13 protein-coding genes, 2 tRNA genes and 1 pseudogene are annotated in these 18,955 nt (G+C 46.6%); 13 read left to right on the top strand and 3 right to left on the bottom strand.

Annotated elements, in window-relative coordinates; translation table 11 throughout:
- The first annotated feature begins 5 nt into the window (after positions 1 to 5).
- From HMPREF9442_RS08105 to cysQ, 8 genes are all read left to right on the top strand, one after another.
- A tRNA-Asp gene (locus HMPREF9442_RS08105) sits at positions 6 to 79 on the top strand.
- A 364-nt stretch (positions 80 to 443) separates the two neighbouring features.
- Positions 444 to 1,526, top strand: coding sequence for an efflux RND transporter periplasmic adaptor subunit (locus HMPREF9442_RS08100; RefSeq protein WP_008627332.1), 1,083 nt, complete (start codon positions 444 to 446; stop codon positions 1,524 to 1,526).
- A 16-nt stretch (positions 1,527 to 1,542) separates the two neighbouring features.
- Positions 1,543 to 4,584 carry an efflux RND transporter permease subunit gene (locus HMPREF9442_RS08095; RefSeq protein ID WP_008627330.1) on the top strand — a complete coding sequence of 1,014 codons (3,042 nt, stop codon included), beginning with the start codon at positions 1,543 to 1,545 and terminating at the stop codon, positions 4,582 to 4,584.
- On the top strand, positions 4,574 to 5,914 hold the full coding sequence (locus HMPREF9442_RS08090; RefSeq protein ID WP_008627327.1) for a TolC family protein: 1,341 nt from the start codon (positions 4,574 to 4,576) through the stop codon (positions 5,912 to 5,914). The genes HMPREF9442_RS08095 and HMPREF9442_RS08090 overlap by 11 nt, the downstream gene beginning before the upstream one ends.
- A gap of 167 nt (positions 5,915 to 6,081) precedes the next feature.
- A tRNA-Asp gene (locus HMPREF9442_RS08085) sits at positions 6,082 to 6,155 on the top strand.
- A 121-nt stretch (positions 6,156 to 6,276) separates the two neighbouring features.
- Entirely contained in the window at positions 6,277 to 6,765 is a 489-nt protein-coding gene (locus HMPREF9442_RS08080) for a GNAT family N-acetyltransferase (protein WP_008627324.1), read from the top strand.
- A gap of 53 nt (positions 6,766 to 6,818) precedes the next feature.
- Complete coding sequence (locus HMPREF9442_RS08075) at positions 6,819 to 8,333, top strand: TrkH family potassium uptake protein (RefSeq protein ID WP_008627322.1); 1,515 nt, start codon at positions 6,819 to 6,821, stop codon at positions 8,331 to 8,333.
- A gap of 162 nt (positions 8,334 to 8,495) precedes the next feature.
- Entirely contained in the window at positions 8,496 to 9,305 is an 810-nt protein-coding gene (gene cysQ, locus HMPREF9442_RS08070; RefSeq protein ID WP_008627320.1) for a 3'(2'),5'-bisphosphate nucleotidase CysQ, read from the top strand.
- Positions 9,306 to 9,364: 59 nt separating this feature from the next.
- Here the strand turns inward: cysQ and HMPREF9442_RS08065 are convergent, their stop codons facing one another.
- A complete protein-coding gene (locus tag HMPREF9442_RS08065; RefSeq protein ID WP_008627317.1) occupies positions 9,365 to 10,231 on the bottom strand; it encodes a helix-turn-helix domain-containing protein in 867 nt (288 codons plus the stop codon).
- 171 nt (positions 10,232 to 10,402) lie between these two features.
- Between HMPREF9442_RS08065 and HMPREF9442_RS08055 the strand changes: the two genes are divergently transcribed.
- The 4 genes from HMPREF9442_RS08055 to HMPREF9442_RS08040 are packed head-to-tail and all read left to right on the top strand — an operon-like array spanning position 10,403 to position 16,186.
- A complete protein-coding gene (locus HMPREF9442_RS08055; RefSeq protein WP_008627308.1) occupies positions 10,403 to 11,470 on the top strand; it encodes an efflux RND transporter periplasmic adaptor subunit in 1,068 nt (355 codons plus the stop codon).
- Positions 11,467 to 14,601 carry an efflux RND transporter permease subunit gene (locus tag HMPREF9442_RS08050; RefSeq protein ID WP_008627306.1) on the top strand — a complete coding sequence of 1,045 codons (3,135 nt, stop codon included), beginning with the start codon at positions 11,467 to 11,469 and terminating at the stop codon, positions 14,599 to 14,601. Before HMPREF9442_RS08055 ends, HMPREF9442_RS08050 begins: the two co-directional genes overlap by 4 nt.
- Entirely contained in the window at positions 14,598 to 15,947 is a 1,350-nt protein-coding gene (locus HMPREF9442_RS08045) for a TolC family protein (protein ID WP_008627297.1), read from the top strand. Before HMPREF9442_RS08050 ends, HMPREF9442_RS08045 begins: the two co-directional genes overlap by 4 nt.
- A gap of 11 nt (positions 15,948 to 15,958) precedes the next feature.
- Positions 15,959 to 16,186 carry a winged helix-turn-helix domain-containing protein gene (locus HMPREF9442_RS08040; RefSeq protein ID WP_008627294.1) on the top strand — a complete coding sequence of 76 codons (228 nt, stop codon included), beginning with the start codon at positions 15,959 to 15,961 and terminating at the stop codon, positions 16,184 to 16,186.
- 299 nt (positions 16,187 to 16,485) lie between these two features.
- Here HMPREF9442_RS08040 and HMPREF9442_RS08035 read toward each other — a convergent pair whose 3' ends face one another.
- Together HMPREF9442_RS08035 and HMPREF9442_RS08030 are read right to left on the bottom strand one after the other, a co-directional pair.
- Positions 16,486 to 17,139, bottom strand: coding sequence for a hypothetical protein (locus HMPREF9442_RS08035; protein ID WP_040602835.1), 654 nt, complete (start codon positions 17,137 to 17,139; stop codon positions 16,486 to 16,488).
- 44 nt (positions 17,140 to 17,183) lie between these two features.
- Complete coding sequence (locus tag HMPREF9442_RS08030; RefSeq protein WP_008627287.1) at positions 17,184 to 17,801, bottom strand: hypothetical protein; 618 nt, start codon at positions 17,799 to 17,801, stop codon at positions 17,184 to 17,186.
- 684 nt (positions 17,802 to 18,485) lie between these two features.
- Between HMPREF9442_RS08030 and HMPREF9442_RS08025 the strand changes: the two are divergent.
- Positions 18,486 to 18,955, top strand: a pseudogene (locus HMPREF9442_RS08025) (VapE domain-containing protein); the annotation flags it as partial.

Raw genomic sequence — 18,955 nt, 5'->3', positions numbered from 1 at the left:
TTAAAGGTGCGTTAGTTCAGTTGGTTAGAATACATGCCTGTCACGCATGGGGTCACGGGTTCGAGTCCCGTACGCACCGCTGACAATCTCCGGCTATCGAAAATAGTCGGAGATTTCTTATACGTTCAGATTGAATAATCCCTTGCGTCTTCATTAGCGATAGTTTTTCCTGAAACTGTTTATTTTATTTAAAAAAAAGTATGAATAAGTTTTCCTTACCGAAATTATTTGTACTTTTATCCCATCTTATTAAAAAGACAAATGCGATACTTTATATATACAACCCAACAAATTGCACATAGAAACCGGCAATACTGTTATTATATGCAGGGATATATATGAAAAGATAAGATTTGTGCATTTACCACTACTATCTTTGGCAAATGCGCCTACTTACTGTTTCGCTCAAAATAACCCAACAGCAACATATAAGAAAAACATAAATGAATAAAAAAGTAAAATGGGGGCTTGTAGCCTTTATTGCCTGCGGCTTAGCCGTCTGGGGCATCTATTCGCAATTACCCAAAATGAATCCTGAATTAGCCCAAGCCGACAAAACAGACAAAGGAGGCAAGACTAAAAAAAGTATCTTAAATGTCAATGCCATAAAAATCCGTACAGGCAAACTCACTGATGAATTCACAGTCAGCGGCAATCTATTACCAGACGAAGAAGTAGACCTTTCATTCGAGACATCCGGACAAGTCGTTGAGATTGGATTTAAAGAAGGCAGCCATGTGAAAAAAGGACAGTTATTAGCCAAAGTCAACGACAGGCAATTACAAGCCGAATTAAAACGCTTGCAAGCCCAACTCAAACTGGCCAATGACAGAGTATATCGCCAACGTACCCTATTGCAGCACGATGCAGTAAGCCAGGAAGCATACGAACAAGTACGTACGGAACTCGAAACCTTAAAAGCAGAAATCGACATCGTAAAAGCCCAAATAGAATTGACGGAATTACGGGCACCTTTCGACGGAGTGATCGGTTTACGCCAAATCAGTGTGGGAGCATACGCTTCTCCTACCACCATCGTGAGCAAACTCACCCGTATCATCCCACTGAAAGTAGAGTTTTCCGTCCCGGAACGTTACGTTAATGAAGTCAATCCGGGTACGGCTCTGACATTCACCATAGACGGATCCTTACAAAACTTCCCGGCAAAAGTGTATGCCAAGGAGTCTGCCATTGATGAAAACACGCACACGCTGAAAGTCCGTGCCCTATATGAAAATCCCAACGGACGCCTTACACCGGGACGCTACGCCAGCATCAATCTCAAGAAACAGGAAATTCAAGACGCCATTGCCATCCCGGCCGAAGCTATCGTACCGGAAATGGGTAAAGACAAAGTATTCTTATATAAATCAGGCAAAGCACAACCGGTTGAAGTGACCGTAGGTTTACGCACAGAAGACCGCGTGCAGGTATTAAAAGGATTGCAGGTGGGAGACACGTTAATCACATCCGGTACGTTGCAGTTACGCACCGACTTACCCATTGTACTCGACCGTGTAGATTAAGAGAAGGAGGACGTATATGAACATATCAGAGTTAAGTATCCGCCGCCCCGTATTGGCTACCGTGATGACCGTAATCATCCTGTTATTCGGAATGATTGGTTATTTTTACATCGGTGTACGTGAATATCCTTCGGTGGACAACCCGATCATATCGGTGTCCTGCTCGTACGCAGGGGCGAATGCCGATGTCATTGAGAACCAAATTACAGAGCCGTTGGAACAGAATATCAACGGCATTCCAGGCATCCGCTCTCTGACGAGTGTCAGCCAACAAGGGCAAAGCCGCATCACGGTAGAATTTGAACTTTCGGTCGACCTGGAAACTGCGGCCAACGATGTCCGCGACAAAGTCTCCCGCGCCCAACGCTACTTGCCACGGGACTGCGATCCTCCTACCGTATCTAAGGCCGACGCCGATGCCTCTCCTATCCTTATGGTTGCCCTGCAAAGCGAAAAACGTTCCTTGCTCGAATTGAGCGAAATTGCCGACTTGACCGTCAAGGAACAGTTACAAACGATTTCCGACGTAAGTAGTGTTTCCATTTGGGGAGAGAAAAAATATTCCATGCGTTTGTGGCTTGACCCCATCAAAATGGCCGGTTACGGTATCACGCCTATGGACGTGAAAAATGCAGTGGACAATGAAAATGTCGAATTGCCGTCGGGCAGCATAGAAGGAAATACCATAGAACTGAACATCCGTACCATGGGGTTAATGAACACGGCCAAGATGTTCGACGATTTGATTGTGAAACACGAGGGAAACCAAATTATCCGTTTCAGCGACATCGGCCGGGCAGAACTTGGAGCTGCCGACATCAAAAGTTATATGAAGATGAATGGCGTGCCAATGGTCGGCGTAGTCGTCGTGCCTCAACCGGGTGCCAACCACATCAACATCGCCGACGCCGTGTATGAACGCATGGAGCAAATGAAAAAGGACCTGCCGGACGATGTGCATTACAGCTACGGATTTGACAATACCAAATTCATTCGCGCCTCCATCAATGAGGTAAAACAGACTGTGTATGAAGCTTTCGTCCTGGTAATTATCATCATTTTCCTGTTTTTGCGCGACTGGCGCGTCACATTGGTACCATGTATTGTGATTCCGGTCTCTCTTGTCGGTTCGTTTTTCATCATGTATTTGTTTGGCTTCTCCATCAACGTACTGACCATGTTGGCCGTCGTACTGGCTGTCGGTCTTGTGGTGGACGATGCCATTGTGATGACTGAAAACATCTATATCCGCATAGAGCAGGGCATGAATCCTAAGAAGGCCGGAATAGAAGGTGCCAAAGAAATCTTTTTTGCCGTCATCTCCACGACGGTCACGCTGGTAGCCGTGTTCTTCCCCATCGTATTTATGGAGGGAACGACCGGACGGCTTTTCCGGGAGTTCAGTATGGTCATATCGGGAGCGGTAGTCATATCATCGTTCGCGGCACTGACATTCACCCCCATGTTGGCTACCAAGCTCCTTAAACAACAGAAAAAGAAAAATGCCTTTTACCGTATTACGGAACCCTTCTTCGTCGGAATGAACAATATGTACAGCCGCTCCTTGCAAGTTGTCCTGCGCCATCGTATATGGACACTTCCCGTCATTGTCCTCATGTTGGGAGCTATCGTATATCTGTGGGGAGCCATACCTTCGGAAATGGCTCCATTGGAAGACCGCTCCATGATTACCATCAACACACGTGGAGCAGAAGGCGTGACGTATGAATACATCCGGGATTATACGGAAGACATCAACAGCATTGTAGACTCCGTAATCCCCGACGCAGATGCTGTGACCGCCCGTGTATCCAGCGGAAGCGGAAATGTACAAATCCGCCTGAAAGACATGGGAGACCGGGATTACACTCAGATGGAGGCTGCCGAAAAATTGTCGCAAGCCGTCAAAAAGAAAACCAAAGCACGTGCCTTCGTGCAACAACAATCCTCATTCGGCGGGCGTCGTTCAAGCATGCCTATACAATATGTTTTGCAAGCGACCAACATCGAGAAGTTGGAAAAAGTCCTTCCGGTATTTATGGAAAAAGTCTACGAGAACCCTGTTTTTCAAATGGCAGATGTCGACCTGAAATTCAGTAAACCGGAAATTCGCATCCACATCAACCGCGACAAAGCCAACATCATGGGAGTCAACACCCGTGATTTGTCTGAAACCCTGCAATACGGACTGAGCGGACAGCGCATGGGATATTTCTATATGAATGGAAAGCAATACGAAATTCTGGGCGAGATAAACCGGCAGCAACGTAACAAACCGGCCGATTTACGAGCCATTTATTTGAGAAGCAGCGACGGAAAGATGATTCAAATGGATAATCTTATCGAATTGGAAAGCAGCATTGCCCCTCCGAAACTTTACCGTTACAACCGTTTCGTTTCCGCTACGATTTCAGCTGGCTTGGCCGACGGAAAAACTATCGGACAAGGATTGGACGAAATGGACAAGATTGCCAAAGAGGTATTGGACGACACGTTCCGCACCTCATTGTCCGGTGACTCGAAGGAATTCCGCGAAAGTTCCTCTAGCCTGATGTTCGCTTTTATTTTAGCGTTAGTACTCATTTATTTGATTCTGGCAGCACAGTTCGAAAGCTTCAAAGACCCCTTCATCATCATGCTTACCGTACCGCTTGCGATTGCCGGAGCACTGATATTCATGTACTTCAACGATATCACCATGAATGTATTCAGCCAAATCGGTATCATCATGTTAATCGGACTGGTGGCTAAAAACGGTATCCTGATTGTAGAGTTCGCGAATTTAAAACAAGAAAACGGTGAAGACAAGGTAACGGCTGTACACGATGCTGCCCTGCAACGCTTGCGACCAATCTTAATGACCAGCGCTTCTACCGTTTTAGGATTGATCCCCCTGGCCTTTGCCACAGGAGAAGGCTGCAACCAACGTATTGCCATGGGTATTGCCGTAGTAGGCGGTATGGTGGTATCCACTTTCCTTACCATGTATATCGTTCCGGCTGTGTATAGTTACATATCAACCAATCGAATCAATAAAAAGGAGAAAAATGAAAAATAAGATACTGTGGCCTGTTTTATTTTTGTGCACATTGCCTATACAGGCCCAACAAGACATGATGGAAGCGGAAGGTTCAGTCACTTTGCAAGAATGTTTATCACGCGGACTGGAGAGCAACTTCTCCATCCGAATGGTAAAAAACCAACAAGAGACGGCTGCAAACAACGCCACGCGGGCCAATGCGGGAATGTTGCCCACTGTAGACCTCAGTGCATCCTACAGTGGTGATTTGGGGTCAACCCGTACTACTCCCCGCTCCACAAACGTTACCACCACCGAGCGCAGAGCGTATGACGGGACTGTAGATGCCGGCATCGACCTGAACTGGACTGTTTTCGACGGTTTCAGCGTGTGGACCAATTACAAGCAACTGCAGCTCCTGAAAGAACAGGGGGAACTGCAAACCCGCATTACGATAGAAGACTATGTGGCATCGCTTACGGCCGAATATTACAATTACATACAAGAAAAAATCCGTTTGAAGAACTTCCGCCATGCCATGTCTTTATCGCAGGAACGCATGCGTATCGTGGAAGTCAGGTACCACATCGGTAATTTCTCGCGTCTGGATTATTTGCAAGCCAAGGTCGACTTCAACGCAGACAGTGCCCAATACATGAAACAACGGGAAGTACTGAACTCATCCCGGATAAAATTGAACGAACTGATGGCCAACCATGACGTAACGGCACTTATCGGCATACGAGATACGGCGATAGATGTCAATCCGGATTTGCAATACGATGAATTATGGCAAGCCACATTGGCCACCAACGCCTCCTTGCTAATGGCGGACAATCATACGGAAGTCGTACGAGCCGACTATAAGAAAATCATGTCCCGCGACTATCCTTACGTACGTCTGAATGCAGGATATGGATACACTTTAAACCGCTACGAGCTTTCCTCCACAAAGAAGCGGGACAACTGGGGACTGAACGCCGGCATCACCATCGGTTTCAACTTATTCGACGGCAAACGGAAAATGCAAAAAAGAAATGCACAACTGGCCATTGAATACGCCGAACTGGAACGGGAAGATCTGAAACTGTCTTTGAAATCGGATTTGAGCGACTTGTGGCAAGCCTATCGCAACAACTGGCAGGTGATGCTGATGGAACGCCAAAACCTTGTGGCCGCCCAGGAAAATTACGAATATGCCAATCTGCGTTACATGAAAGGAGACCTCTCCGGATTTGAAATGCGAGAAGCCCAACAAAGCCTTTTGGATGCGGAAGAACGACTTCTGGTTTCGGAATACGATACCAAAATGTGCGAAATCTCTTTGCTCCAACTCAGCGGAAAGGTTCTGACTTATTTAAATGAATAAAGACAGCAAAAACGAAAAGAGGAAAGCGTAAAACCAGAGTCTGCGGGGGAAAAACGACAGAAAAGACAAACGAAGCAGAGAAAAAAACGCCAAAAAGTTTGGTTCATCCATTCGTTTTATCTACCTTTGCACTCGCAATCAGGAAATCGCCTGATTCCTCTTTTAAAGGTGCGTTAGTTCAGTTGGTTAGAATACATGCCTGTCACGCATGGGGTCACGGGTTCGAGTCCCGTACGCACCGCTTAAAACTCTGAAGTACAGTTACTTCAGAGTTTTTTGTATCCTCTTGGCGAATAAATCCTCCCGAAAGGCTGTAATGACAGGCGTTTTTCGTATTTTTGCATATCAAATAAAAATCAGTCATGATCAGATATGCAAAGCTTAGCGACGCTAAAGCCATCGCAGACATCTATAATGAATATATCCTACATAGCGTAGCTACCTTTGAGACTGAAGCCGTTTCTGAAGACGAGATGTACCGACGTATTGCCGACATCTCTTCCCGGTTTCCTTATTTGGTGTTCGAAGAGGGCGGACAGGTCATCGGATATGCCTATGCCCATTTGTGGCAGGAAAGGGCTGCTTATTGCCATACGTGGGAAACAACCGTCTACGTCTCTTCTTCTTCTGCCCGCCAGGGCATAGGACGACAACTGATGTCACGGCTGATTGAGGAATGCCGGAAATCAGGCTGTTATGTACTCATTGCTTGTATCACCCACGGAAATGAAGCTAGCTATGCCCTGCACCGCAAACTCGGATTTGAACAAGTAGCCTTTTTTGAAAAAGTAGGTACCAAATTCGGAAAACGTTTGGATGTCACAGACTGGGAGTTGATATTACGCCCGTGAACCCGTTACCCAATAATTCAATATTATATTCCATATCCATTCATCTTATTAATATGAGCCAAACGACTTACGACTTTCAATCCAAAGAAAACAACGGACATGCACCGCTCAACAATATCATCAACGCCAAACTCATTGCCTACGTAATCGGCATCCTGCTTTGGGTAGAGGGCGGCATGCTCCTCATTTGTATGGGCGTCTCCTTACTATACCACGAAGACAGCTATAAATATTTTTTATACGCTGCGGGCATCAACTTGATTACCGGAGGAGGACTGACGGCTTATGGTAAAGGTGCCAAAACCTGGATGACACGCCGGGACGGCTATTGTATCGTAACCCTCACTTGGTTGATGTTTACCATTTTAGGTATGCTTCCGTTCCTGATGAGCGGTGAAATCCCGTCCGTATCAGGTGCATTCTTCGAAACCATGTCTGGTTTTACAACCACCGGCTTCACCGTGCTCGACCATATCGACTCCATGCCCAAAGGCATGCTTTTCTGGCGCGCCCTGACTCAATGGGTGGGCGGTTTGGGCATCGTATGCTTCACCATAGCCTTACTGCCCATATTCGGCGGAGGTAATCTACAGCTTTTCAGCGCAGAAGCTACGGGCGTGACGCACGACAAACTGCACCCGAAAATCAGCATGACCACCAAACTCATCTGGACCGTGTACATCATCCTGACCGGCTTATGTATCGGTTTACTTTGTCTCGGAGGCATGAACCTGTTCGACGGGGTGTGCCATTCGTTCAGCATTATGGGAACCGGAGGCTACTCCACCAAACAAGACAGCATAGCCTATTGGGACTCTCCTTTCATTGAATACGTCACCTCAGCCTTTATGGTCATCGCCAGTTTGAATTTCTCCCTGTTGGTTTTATGCCTGCAAGGCAAATTCAGCAAATTCTTCAAAGATGGTGAAACACGATGGTTCCTGGGGTCCGTATGTGTCATCACACTCCTCATCACGGCTAGCCTGTTCTTCCAACGACAATATCCACTCGAAGAAGCTTTCCGCAAGGCACTCTTCCAAGTCTCTACCATCCATACCTCTTGCGGCCTCGTGACCGACGACTATACTTTATGGCCCCAATTCACCTGGGTGCTCCTGATTTTTGCCATACTGGCCGGAGGATGTACAGGTTCCACAGCCGGCGGTATCAAGAACATGCGTATCATGATTCTGTTTCACGCCATCAAGAACCAATTCAAAAGGCTTATTCACCCCAATGCCATTCTGCCGGTGCGAATCAACAAACACGTTGTCCCTCTCCCCTTATTGAATACCGTCACGACTTTCACGCTTTTTTATTTGTTATGTGGCTTTGCAGGGTGTTTCCTGCTCACGTTTTTCGGAATAGACTTCCTGGAAGCCCTGACCTCTTCCCTCTCTGCCATGGGCAATACCGGTTTGGGCTTCGGCTACTACGGTCCGGCATACACCATGAGCAGCATGCCCGACGTGTGTCAATGGGTCATGTCTTTCCTTATGCTTATCGGTCGTCTGGAATTGTTCAGTGTGCTGATCCTGTTCAGTCCGGTTTTCTGGAAAGAGTGGTAGAATTTTCATTCCGAGCCCATTCAAAAGGCATTCATAAACGTTTTTCATACAGATTTTGTATTGCAAGCCCAAGTTTTACACCGATTTTTGTTATCTTTGTAAGGTGGAGATTGTGCGCTCATCTTTTGCCATCTTTACTAAAGCATATACAACAGGAACATCATGCAAAACGAATTATTATCTTGTGCCATCAGGGCAGCCCTGCTTGCCGGAAAGGACATTCTGAACATTTACGATGACCCCAAGGCAGATTTCGCCATCGAACGCAAAGCGGACAATTCCCCGCTGACCATAGCTGACAAACGTTCTCATGCCCGTATCATGGACGAATTGGACGCCACGTCCATTCCCGTATTGAGCGAGGAAGGCCGGTTGACCGACTATGACAAACGAAAAGGATGGAAAACCTTATGGGTGGTAGACCCATTGGACGGCACAAAAGAATTTATCAAACGAAACGGAGAATTCACGGTCAATATTGCACTGGTAGAAAACGGCATCCCCGTATTGGGGGTAATTTACGTACCGGTCAGCCGTACGCTCTATTTCTCGGAAGACAGCATCGGGGCTTACAGGATAGAAGATATTGATACCCGTTCCGCCGGCCTTTCTCCCGACGATTTGATGGAACAGGCAGACCGGTTGCCTTTGGAACAGGCCGACACGAAAGGCTTTGTGGTCGTAGCCTCCCGTTCCCATCTTTCCCCTGAGACGGAGGAATACATCCGTAAGCTGGAAAGCGAATATGGACATGTAAACCTTATCTCTTGCGGAAGTTCACTCAAAATATGCAGGGTGGCAGAAGGCTCGGCAGACATCTATCCGCGTTTTGCCCCCACAATGGAATGGGATACGGCAGCCGGACATGCCATTGTAAGGGCTTCCGGAAAAAATATATACCTAACGGATGAAAGGACACCGTTACATTACAACAAGGAAAACTTATTAAACCCATGGTTCATCGTGAAATAATGGAAAAGAGGCGTTAAATCCGCCTCTTTTAGCCGTTTTACAATAAGTATACCAAAATCTCACAAAGCCAAGGAACGTTCACGATATTCCTTCGGAGACACGCCTACGTATTGCTTGAAATACTTTCCGAAAAACGATTGCGTACAAAAATTCAACCTGACAGCAATTTCCTTAATGCTCAACTCCGAACACTCCAATAGCTGTTTGGCTTCTGAAATCACCATCTGTATGATCCATTGCAAAACACTACGCCCGGACTTTTCTTTCACAACCGAAGAAAAGTAACGTGCCGAAAGGTTCTGTCTTTCCGCATAGAAAAGGACTTCGCGCTCTGCCCGGTAATGATTGAACAAATCCACAATGAAACGTTGAAAAATAATATCTTTCTGTGTCCGTTGTACAGGATGCATCGGCCGGTTGGTATAGTATATCATCAGCAATTCATAAAATAATGCTTGACCACCGGCCTTAATCAACTCGACTTTCAAGGAACGGCATTTGGAACTGCCCACTTGCCCGTCTCCTTCTTTTATCCTACGCATATAAAGTTCCAAAAGTTTATCCACATACCGACACTGCGCATCTGTCAGCGTAATACAAGGATGGTCGCGCATGAACAAAATGTCCTGCACATTCAACACTTTGTTACTGATAGGCAAAATATAATCCACGTCCACCTCTACCACTACACCGTCTATTTCTCCACCGACCCGCAATACGCGTACCAAAGCCGAAGCCACATAAAAACAAATATCTCCCGGCTTTATTATATAAGGTGTATTGTCTATTTCCAATTCCACTTCTCCCGCACGACAAAAGAACACACCACATCGATCAAGCGTGGAACGCAAACGCCCCCGCTGAGAACCATATATTTTCCAATCGGACAAACGGCTTACCCGTATAGGAATCATAGCTTGCTCCATCCTTAATTATTAATAAAACTGTTCATTGGAACAAAATAAATATAATTCTGAAAAACTTTAGTCACATCGGTAGTTAAAAACATACAAATCAGACAAAAAATAAGCCCTTTAGAACTTTCAAATATCCGACAAACCAGATATATTTGCATATAGAACCAAAGAACCATTTTTATGAAGAAGTTTAATGTTATCATAGGAGGATTTATCCTTTTTTTATTCACAGCCTGCTCACAAACGCGACAGGAAAGCAGCCGTCGGCAAACTGTCAAAACAGACACCGTGATTTCCGCTGCCGAACAGAGCATCCTTCAATACCCGGGTAAAGTAAAGGCTGCGGAAGATGCCAACCTGTCATTCAGGGTCAGCGGAACCATTCGTAAAATATATGTAAAGGACGGAACACGGGTACGAAAAGGGCAACTTCTGGCAGACCTCGACCCCACGGATTACCAAATACAACTGGATGCCACGGAAGCTGAATACCTACAAGTGAAGAGTGAGGCTGAACGGGTCATGGCCTTATATAAAGACGGAGGCACCACACCGGCAGCCAACGACAAAGCAGAATATGGATTGAAACAAATCACAGCCAAATACAACCATCATAAGGACCAACTATCCTATACCCGGTTGTATGCCCCCTTTGACGGTTACATCGACAAGCACCTGTTTGAACCTCATGAAACAGTGGGAGCCGGTATGCCCGTACTCACCATGATGAGCAGCGAACGTCCGGAAGTGGAAATCAATCTGCCTGCAGCCGAATACATACGACGCGGGCAATTCAAAGAATACTATTGCACTTTCGACATTTATCCAGGCAAGCACCATACCCTACGACCGCTCTATGTCATCCCGAGAGCCAATGCCAACCAATTATACACCATGCGTTTGAAATGGGAAAACACGTCTCTCCCCCAACCCTCTCCTGGCATGAACACAATGGTGACCATCCTATGCGACACCACGGAAAAAGCTCCAATGACAATCCCTGCAAATGCCATATTGCACGAAAATGGAAAAACAAGCGTTTTCCTTTATGAGACGGCACAAAAGAAAGTACGTAAATGTAATATCACCCTCATCGGACTGCATACCGACGGAAAAGCCACAGTCACTTCAGCGCAAATCAAACCTGGAGACCTCATCGTCTCTTCCGGTATCCATCATATTCAAGACGGGGAAACTGTAACTCCACTGTCGGCCACAAGTAAAACCAATATCGGAGGATTGTTATGACAGACATCAGCAAATGGGCTTTCAAAAACCGTAACCTGGTTTATTTCTTCATTGCGGTACTCATAGCAGGCGGCGCATGGTCGTGTTACGAGATGAGCAAACTGGAGGATCCTGAAATTAAAGTCAAAACGGCCATGATTGTCACCACCTACCCCGGAGCCTCTGCTCATCAGGTCGAGCTAGAAGTGACAGACGTATTGGAAAAAAGCATCCGCAACATGGGCGGCATCGACTATATCGAAAGCTACTCTTACAACGACCTTTCACTTATTCAAGTGGAATTGCTGACCACCGTCAAGGATGACGATGTGGAACAGTATTGGGACCTTCTCAGACGCAAAGTAGAAGACGTACGGAATACGTTGCCCGCCGGAGCCTCCGCACCGATAGTAAAAGATGATTTCGGGAATGTATACGGCATGTTTTATGCCCTCACCGGAGACGGTCTGAGCGATCGCGAGCTGTCCGACTATGCAGAACTCATCAAACGGGAACTCGCTGTACTGAAAGGGATTGAACGTGTGGAACTATATGGCAAACGGCCGGAATGTATCAACATATCCCTGCTGCAAGACCGCATGGCCAACCTCGGTGTAAAACCGGCTGAAGTACTGGCAACCTTGAACGGACAGAACCAAACCACTTATACTGGATATTACGAAAATGGAGACAACCGTATCCGTGTTACGGTAAACAACAAGTTCCAAACCGTGGAAGACATCGGCAACATGCTCATACAAGGACATGACGACGACCAACTTCGCCTACGCGACATTGCCCGAATCGAAAAAGATTACGAATCACCCACGCGGAATGAGATGTTCTATGACGGCGAACGTGCCATCGGCATCCTGATAGCTGCATCCACGGGATCGGATATCGTCAAAGTGGGAAGTGCCGTCGAAAAGAAACTGTCCCAACTAAAGGACAAACGCTTGCCTGTTGGAGTTGACTACCATAAAGTATTCTATCAACCGGAACGTGTCGGAGATTCTTTAGGAACCTTCGTCATCAACCTGATTGAATCTGTCATTATCGTGGTGTTCATCCTCATGCTGACCATGGGATTCAAAAGCGGATTGATTATCGGAATCAGCTTAGTCGTCACTGTGTTTGGTTCCTTCTTATTTCTGGAAACCATGGACGGCACCATGCAACGTGTGTCATTAGCAGCATTCGTATTGGCGATGGGAATGCTTGTAGACAATGCCATCGTCATCGTAGACGGCATCTTGGTGGACCTGAAGGCCGGGAAAAACAGGATGGAAGCCATGACAGCCATCGGACGGCAAACAGCAATGCCTCTATTGGGAGCTACACTGATAGCCATTATCGCTTTCCTTCCCATCTTCATGTCTCCTGACACGGCAGGTGTCTACACGCGGGACTTATTTATCGTTTTGGCCGTATCCTTATTATTAAGTTGGGTATTGGCCCTGACGCATGTGCCCTTAATGGCCGAACGCCGTCTTCATCCGGAAGCAGATCAAAACGTTTCCGGCAAACGGGTTTACAAGGGTTGGCCGTATGCCCTTCTGCGTAAGTCACTCTCTTTCGGCCTGCGCCACCGTTGGAGTTTTGTGCTGTCCATGGTTGCCTTGTTAGGATTGTCAGCCTGGGGCTACGGTTACATGCGGCAAGGTTTCTTCCCCGACATGGTGTACAATCAAATGTATATGGAATACAAATTACCGGAAGGTACCAACTCATCCCGCGTGGCACATGACCTGGAAGAGATAGAAGCCTACCTGAAAAGCCGTAAGGAAATCACGCACGTAACCCGTTCAGTAGGAGGAACTCCCGGCCGTTATAATTTGGTGCGCAGCATTGCCAACCCCTCATTGTCGTACGGAGAACTGATTATCGATTTCACCTCACCGGAAGAGTTGGAAAATCACATGGACGAGATTCAAGACTACTTGACGGCCCATTATCCTGACGCTTACGTCAAGATGAAACGCTACAATCTGATGTTCAAGAAGTACCCCATCGAAGCACAATTCCTGGGGCCGGATCCAGCCGTGCTCCACAGGCTAGCCGACAGTGCACGGGTCATCATGGAAAAAAGTCCGGAGATAAGACTTATCACCACCAACTGGGATCCGCAAATACCAGTACTCACGGTTGAATACGACCAACCGGCTGCACGTACATTGGGGTTAAGCCGGAATGATGTCAGCATGTCGTTGCTTACAGCGACCAGCGGCATTCCCATCGGTTCGTTCTATCAAGGTATTCATCGGGACAACATTTACCTACGTTGCCTAAACGAAAAAGGCACCCCCATAGAAGACCTGAACAACGCCCAGGTGTTTTCTTCCTTACCTTCGCTGAACGGGCTTCTCAACGAGGAAACCATGGTGAAACTGAAATCCGGAACCTTGTCAAAAGAAGAACTTGTGGAAAGCCTGATGGGCAGTACGCCATTAAAGCAAATCAGCAAAAAAGTAGACATACGTTGGGAAGACCCGGTCATACCACGTTACAACGGACAACGCAGCCAAAGCGTGCAATGTTCACCGGCTCCGGGAATAGAAACGGAAAAGGCCTGGCAAAGCATCGCCCCCTTAATAGAACAGATTGACCTTCCTGAAGGTTATAGTTTGGAATGGCAAGGAGAAAAAGCGGCCAACAACCAGTCCATGGAATACTTGTTCCGTAACTTCCCTTTCGCCATCATCCTCATGATCACCATCCTGATTATGTTATTCAAAGACTACCGGAAACCGCTTATCATCTTCTGCTGCCTGCCATTCATATTAGTCGGTGTCGTAGCGGTCATGCTCATGACCGGAAAGACTTTCAACTTTGTAGCCATCGTAGGAACCTTGGGACTTATCGGCATGCTTATTAAAAACGGCATCGTACTGATGGACGAAATCACATTGCAGCTCAACCGGGGGGTAGAACCCATCACAGCCCTCATCGACAGTGCACAAAGCCGGTTGCGACCGGTCATGATGGCTTCGCTTACCACGATTCTGGGTATGATTCCCCTGTTGACGGATTCCATGTTCGGCTCATTGGCAGCTTCCATTATGGGCGGCCTGCTGTTCGGCACACTCATTACCCTCTTATTTATTCCGGTACTTTATGCCTTATTCTTCCACATCAAACAGACCGAAGCATGAAAAAGATTATCATTTCTATCCTATATATAACATGTCTCATCCCCCAACCGCGTGCACAAGAGACATTAAGCCTGAAACAATGCAGGGAAATGGCTTTGACCCATAACAAAGAAATGGCAGCTTCTTTCCGGCAGACGGAGAGTGCACGCTACACGATGAAAAGTTATAAAGGAAATTTCTTTCCCAATTTGACAGCCAACGCTACCGGGCTGTATAGCACCGCCGACGGCGGATACAGTTCCGGAAGCGGCCAACTCCCCATCTTCTCTGCCACGGGACAACTCCAACAATTCGCCTTCTTCCCGGGTATAAGCCTCGACTATGAAATCGGACCGATGTTCCTGGGCGGCATACAATTGGAACAACCGCTCTACATGGGTGGGAAAATCCAAGCAGCCTACCGGATGGCCGTTTTGGGCAACGAAATGGCACAAATCAACGAAACACTGACGGCCACCCAAGTCATCGTGAAGACAGATGATGCTTACGCCTTGATGGTAAAAGCACAAGAGATGAAAAAAGTGGCAGAAAAATACCAAACTGTCCTCACAGAACTTTTAAACAATGTAGAAAGCGCACACCGTCACGGCCTGAAACCACGTAACGACGTACTCAAAGTCCAAGTCAAACTCAACGAAAGCGAACTCGCCGTCCGCAAAGCCGATAACGCCCTCCGGTTGGCTGCCATGAACCTCTGCCATCTGATAGGCAAACCGTTGGATTCCCCAATCCGTATCTCAGAAGATTTCCCTGAGATTGAGCAACAGATGGACATACAAATCTCCGACATCTCTGCACGCCCGGAATATGCACTGCTCGACAAACAGGAAGACATGGCACGTCAACAAATCAAGCTGAACCGCAGCGAGTTGATGCCGAAAGTCGGATTGCAAGGCGCATTCAACTACATGCACGGCTTTGAACTGAACGATGAAACTTTTTTCAAAGACGGCAGTTTTTCCGTCTTGCTGAACGTGAGCCTGCCCTTGTATCATTTTGGTGAACGTTCCAACAAAGTCCGGGCTGCCAAAGCCAAACTGGAACAGACACTGTTGGAAAAAGAAAACCTGAACGAACAAATGCTTCTCGAACTGACGCAGGCGGCACACAACTTAGACGAGGCCAAAATGGAATGCCAGATTGCGGACCGCTCTTTGGAGCAGGCAGAAGAAAACCGGAAAGTAAGCCATAGCCAATATACTGTCGGCTTGGAATCTTTGTCCGACCATTTGGAGGCACAAGCCCTCTGGCAGCAAGCATACGAAACCCAAGTAAACGCCCACTACCAACTGTACCTGAGTTACGTCAAGTACAAGAAAGCAGCGGGTACATTATACCCACACTAATTCAATAAATTATGTACAAATCAGAAATTGGGACCAATGCCGGAAAAATCTGGCGCATCCTGAAAGAAACGCGTGAAATCACCCTGCAAGACCTGGCAGGGAAGGTAGGACTCAGTGTAGAAGACACGGCACTGGCCGTCGGTTGGTTGGCCCGTGAAAACAACATCTTCATTCAGAAAAAGGACTCTACATTCTGGGTATCGGACGAAGAAGAAGACATCATGTTCAAATTCGGATAAATACCCGACCCGCCTTTAAACTAAAAACGCCGATGCCATAAATACAAGCATCGGCGTTTTTTTCCACCGTGCAAAACATTCCCCATCTTCCATCCCCAACCATAGAATTTTTCATTTTCCAAACCGCTTCGGATATAAGATTCCCGATTGGGCAGAAAAGCTCCTCCTACGGGGTTGGGAGGATACAATAGTGGGCCACATGCACGGCATTTTCCAATCTGACAATAGTGTCAAACCTGACTATCAGCAGGAATGCGACATCATGAAGAGGTATTTTATCTTGCCTTTCCATGCTTGGTTTACTTTAAGCGCATGACATTATGGTGTTTCAGGTTCTCTCTGGTTTTCGTAAAAATCCGGATAATATAGAACAACGGGGCATGTTTGAACTCCTCGAAATCCGTCGACTTCAACAGTTCCACTTTCAAGATGAAATCCTTGTCGAACTTGTAAGAAGACAAATCATTCATCAGGAAAAACTTGTTGGCCATATACATGCAAGGCGTGTCCTCCATCTGAGGGAAATAGGTCTTTCGTATGTCATCCAAAGAAAGGAGTTCCACTTTCTTTCCAAACGACGTGCAAGCAAAACGGGTATAATCCATACCATTAATCCGTACCGGATTCTTATGGAAATCCTTTTGCGCCACTACGATCGAATCATTTTCCGTCTTTATTCCCTTTATGGTCAAAGGGCCGCCACTCACAATGTTGAACGTACGTAAAGAATCCATATTCACTCCTATCAGACTCTTTACAAACACTCCGTCCACTAAAGCACCGATAGCACTCTTGTTAAAATCCTCGGTGGACAATTCGTTCAAGAAACCATTTTGGTCCGTTTTTGAATCTACACATGCCGGAGGAAGTTGAGTCCTGGCGACAGAATAAGACGGAAACCAACAAAAGAAAACACCAATAATGATGCCACAAGGGAAAAAACTATTTTTCATAACCCATCTTTTTATACATCCTACTCCTATTTTAATCCGCAAAATCACCCGATGCGCCCCGGATTGTGATTAGATATCACGTCCGTAAAAACCCTAATAATGGTAAAGGGAGATTGGCCTTCAAAAATTTCACATTCCGAAGAGGGCAATGCCTCCACTTTCAATATGAAATCCTTATCCAATCTATAAGACTCCCAATCCTTTGTGATAAAGTATTTATTAACCATATACAGGCACTTTCCTCGAACCTTCGGGAAATACTGTTTCTTTATTTCCTCCAAAGTTACCCATTTGGTCTTCTTTTCTTGTACATAATTTACAATATCAGAATATGGAACTCCATTTATAACGACCGGATTCTTTTCACTCGGAGCCGCCTCTACCACAATAGAGTCCAATCCGTTTTCCCCCACTCCTTTTATGGTAAAGGGTACGGGTGGCCTTTGGCAAAGATGTCCCACGGAACGGAAATCGATGCCGATGTCACTTTTCACAAAGAAACCGTTTACCATGACTCCACACGTATTCCCATTAAATTCCAAGTCCGTGCGGTTATCACTATAATAACCGGGCTTCTCGTCATGCGTTATATTGGCTACGGCGTGATTGGCCAAAGCTCCCAACCCAAGGGTCATATTGACTAACAGTAAAATCCTTTTCATATTTTCAGTTCAATTTATCACATTAAGTTAATATAAGGAACCAACTTCTCACTTCAACTTCACAAAGTCAACAAAGAATAAAACATATTCTACCACTTACCTGCAAAATATGGAAAAAATTTCGATTTTTACAATACCAATAACGAAAGCTTACAATATTTAACTCCTGTTTAGTTCATTGCAATTTTTTGACATAAAATATAAATGATAAAAAAACAAGATGAAAAGAAATTTGCATTGACAGATGTAGACCCAATAGCATACAAAACCGCCCGTACATTCTGCGCCAAACAATTTCTCGTTCTAAGCCAAACGATTCTTCAATCTGCCGAGAACGGTTTCCGGACGTGCCGACATCCGTTTTACAAGCCTTGTCGTGGTGAATATCGGGTAAAAAGGAGGTGTGAATGTTTTCCGGAGGGTATTCTCAGCTCCCACTCCTCCTACAAACGGATTTTCACCCGGAAAGGTTCGCATCCTTCAGACCTATTCTATATCAACGCCTTAAGGTGAACTTTCTGACTTTACATCCTTCACCGGGATTTCACCGGAAAATGAGGAAACAGCATACTGGCTCCGATTTACAAATGTAAATCATCTGGTAATCAACGGGGTTACGGTGAAGGACTTGACAAAGGCTTTTTCATTTCGTATATTTGCAAATGAACCCTAAACATAACCACTATGGACTTCAAAAGAATTGCACATCATGCCGTAAGGCGGTGGAACGAAAAACGAAAGGCAGAAAAGGCTGCGGGCACGCCACGCACAGCCGCACCGCAGGCCGGAACACTCCCGAAAGCCGCCAATCTTGAATCCGCCCTCGGCAGCTTCCTCGCCGGACGATACGGGTTCCGCTTCAACGTGCTCACCGGAGCCACGGAATTCCGCTGCCTGCCTGATAAGGAAAACGGCACCTTCCGGCCCGTCACGGAACGCGACCTGAACGCCGTATGCCTCGAAGCGCACCGACACGGCATCGACTGTTGGGACCGCGACGTGGCACGCATGGTGCACTCCGCAGACGTACCGGAATACCATCCCTTCCGGCAGTATTTCCAACGGCTACCGGCATGGGACGGGCGCGACCGGCTGCACGACCTGGCCGCCCGCGTGTCGGACAGCCCCTTGTGGATACAAGCCTTCCACCGGTG

The organism is Paraprevotella xylaniphila YIT 11841 (assembly GCF_000205165.1).
Classification (GTDB): Bacteria; Bacteroidota; Bacteroidia; order Bacteroidales; family Bacteroidaceae; genus Paraprevotella; species Paraprevotella xylaniphila.
This window is presented reverse-complemented; position numbering and strand designations above follow the sequence as displayed.

What these genes read in the sequence shown, in the direction of transcription:
- HMPREF9442_RS08100 (WP_008627332.1), top strand. Translation starts at nt 444, where the DNA reads ATGAATAAAAAAGTAAAATGGGGGCTTGTAGCCTTTATTGCCTGCGGC.
- HMPREF9442_RS08095 (WP_008627330.1), top strand. Translation starts at nt 1,543, where the DNA reads ATGAACATATCAGAGTTAAGTATCCGCCGCCCCGTATTGGCTACCGTG.
- HMPREF9442_RS08090 (WP_008627327.1), top strand. Translation starts at nt 4,574, where the DNA reads ATGAAAAATAAGATACTGTGGCCTGTTTTATTTTTGTGCACATTGCCT.
- HMPREF9442_RS08080 (WP_008627324.1), top strand. Translation starts at nt 6,277, where the DNA reads ATGATCAGATATGCAAAGCTTAGCGACGCTAAAGCCATCGCAGACATC.
- HMPREF9442_RS08075 (WP_008627322.1), top strand. Translation starts at nt 6,819, where the DNA reads ATGAGCCAAACGACTTACGACTTTCAATCCAAAGAAAACAACGGACAT.
- cysQ (WP_008627320.1), top strand. Translation starts at nt 8,496, where the DNA reads ATGCAAAACGAATTATTATCTTGTGCCATCAGGGCAGCCCTGCTTGCC.
- HMPREF9442_RS08065 (WP_008627317.1), bottom strand. Translation starts at nt 10,231, where the DNA reads ATGGAGCAAGCTATGATTCCTATACGGGTAAGCCGTTTGTCCGATTGG.
- HMPREF9442_RS08055 (WP_008627308.1), top strand. Translation starts at nt 10,403, where the DNA reads ATGAAGAAGTTTAATGTTATCATAGGAGGATTTATCCTTTTTTTATTC.
- HMPREF9442_RS08050 (WP_008627306.1), top strand. Translation starts at nt 11,467, where the DNA reads ATGACAGACATCAGCAAATGGGCTTTCAAAAACCGTAACCTGGTTTAT.
- HMPREF9442_RS08045 (WP_008627297.1), top strand. Translation starts at nt 14,598, where the DNA reads ATGAAAAAGATTATCATTTCTATCCTATATATAACATGTCTCATCCCC.
- HMPREF9442_RS08040 (WP_008627294.1), top strand. Translation starts at nt 15,959, where the DNA reads ATGTACAAATCAGAAATTGGGACCAATGCCGGAAAAATCTGGCGCATC.
- HMPREF9442_RS08035 (WP_040602835.1), bottom strand. Translation starts at nt 17,139, where the DNA reads ATGAAAAATAGTTTTTTCCCTTGTGGCATCATTATTGGTGTTTTCTTT.
- HMPREF9442_RS08030 (WP_008627287.1), bottom strand. Translation starts at nt 17,801, where the DNA reads ATGAAAAGGATTTTACTGTTAGTCAATATGACCCTTGGGTTGGGAGCT.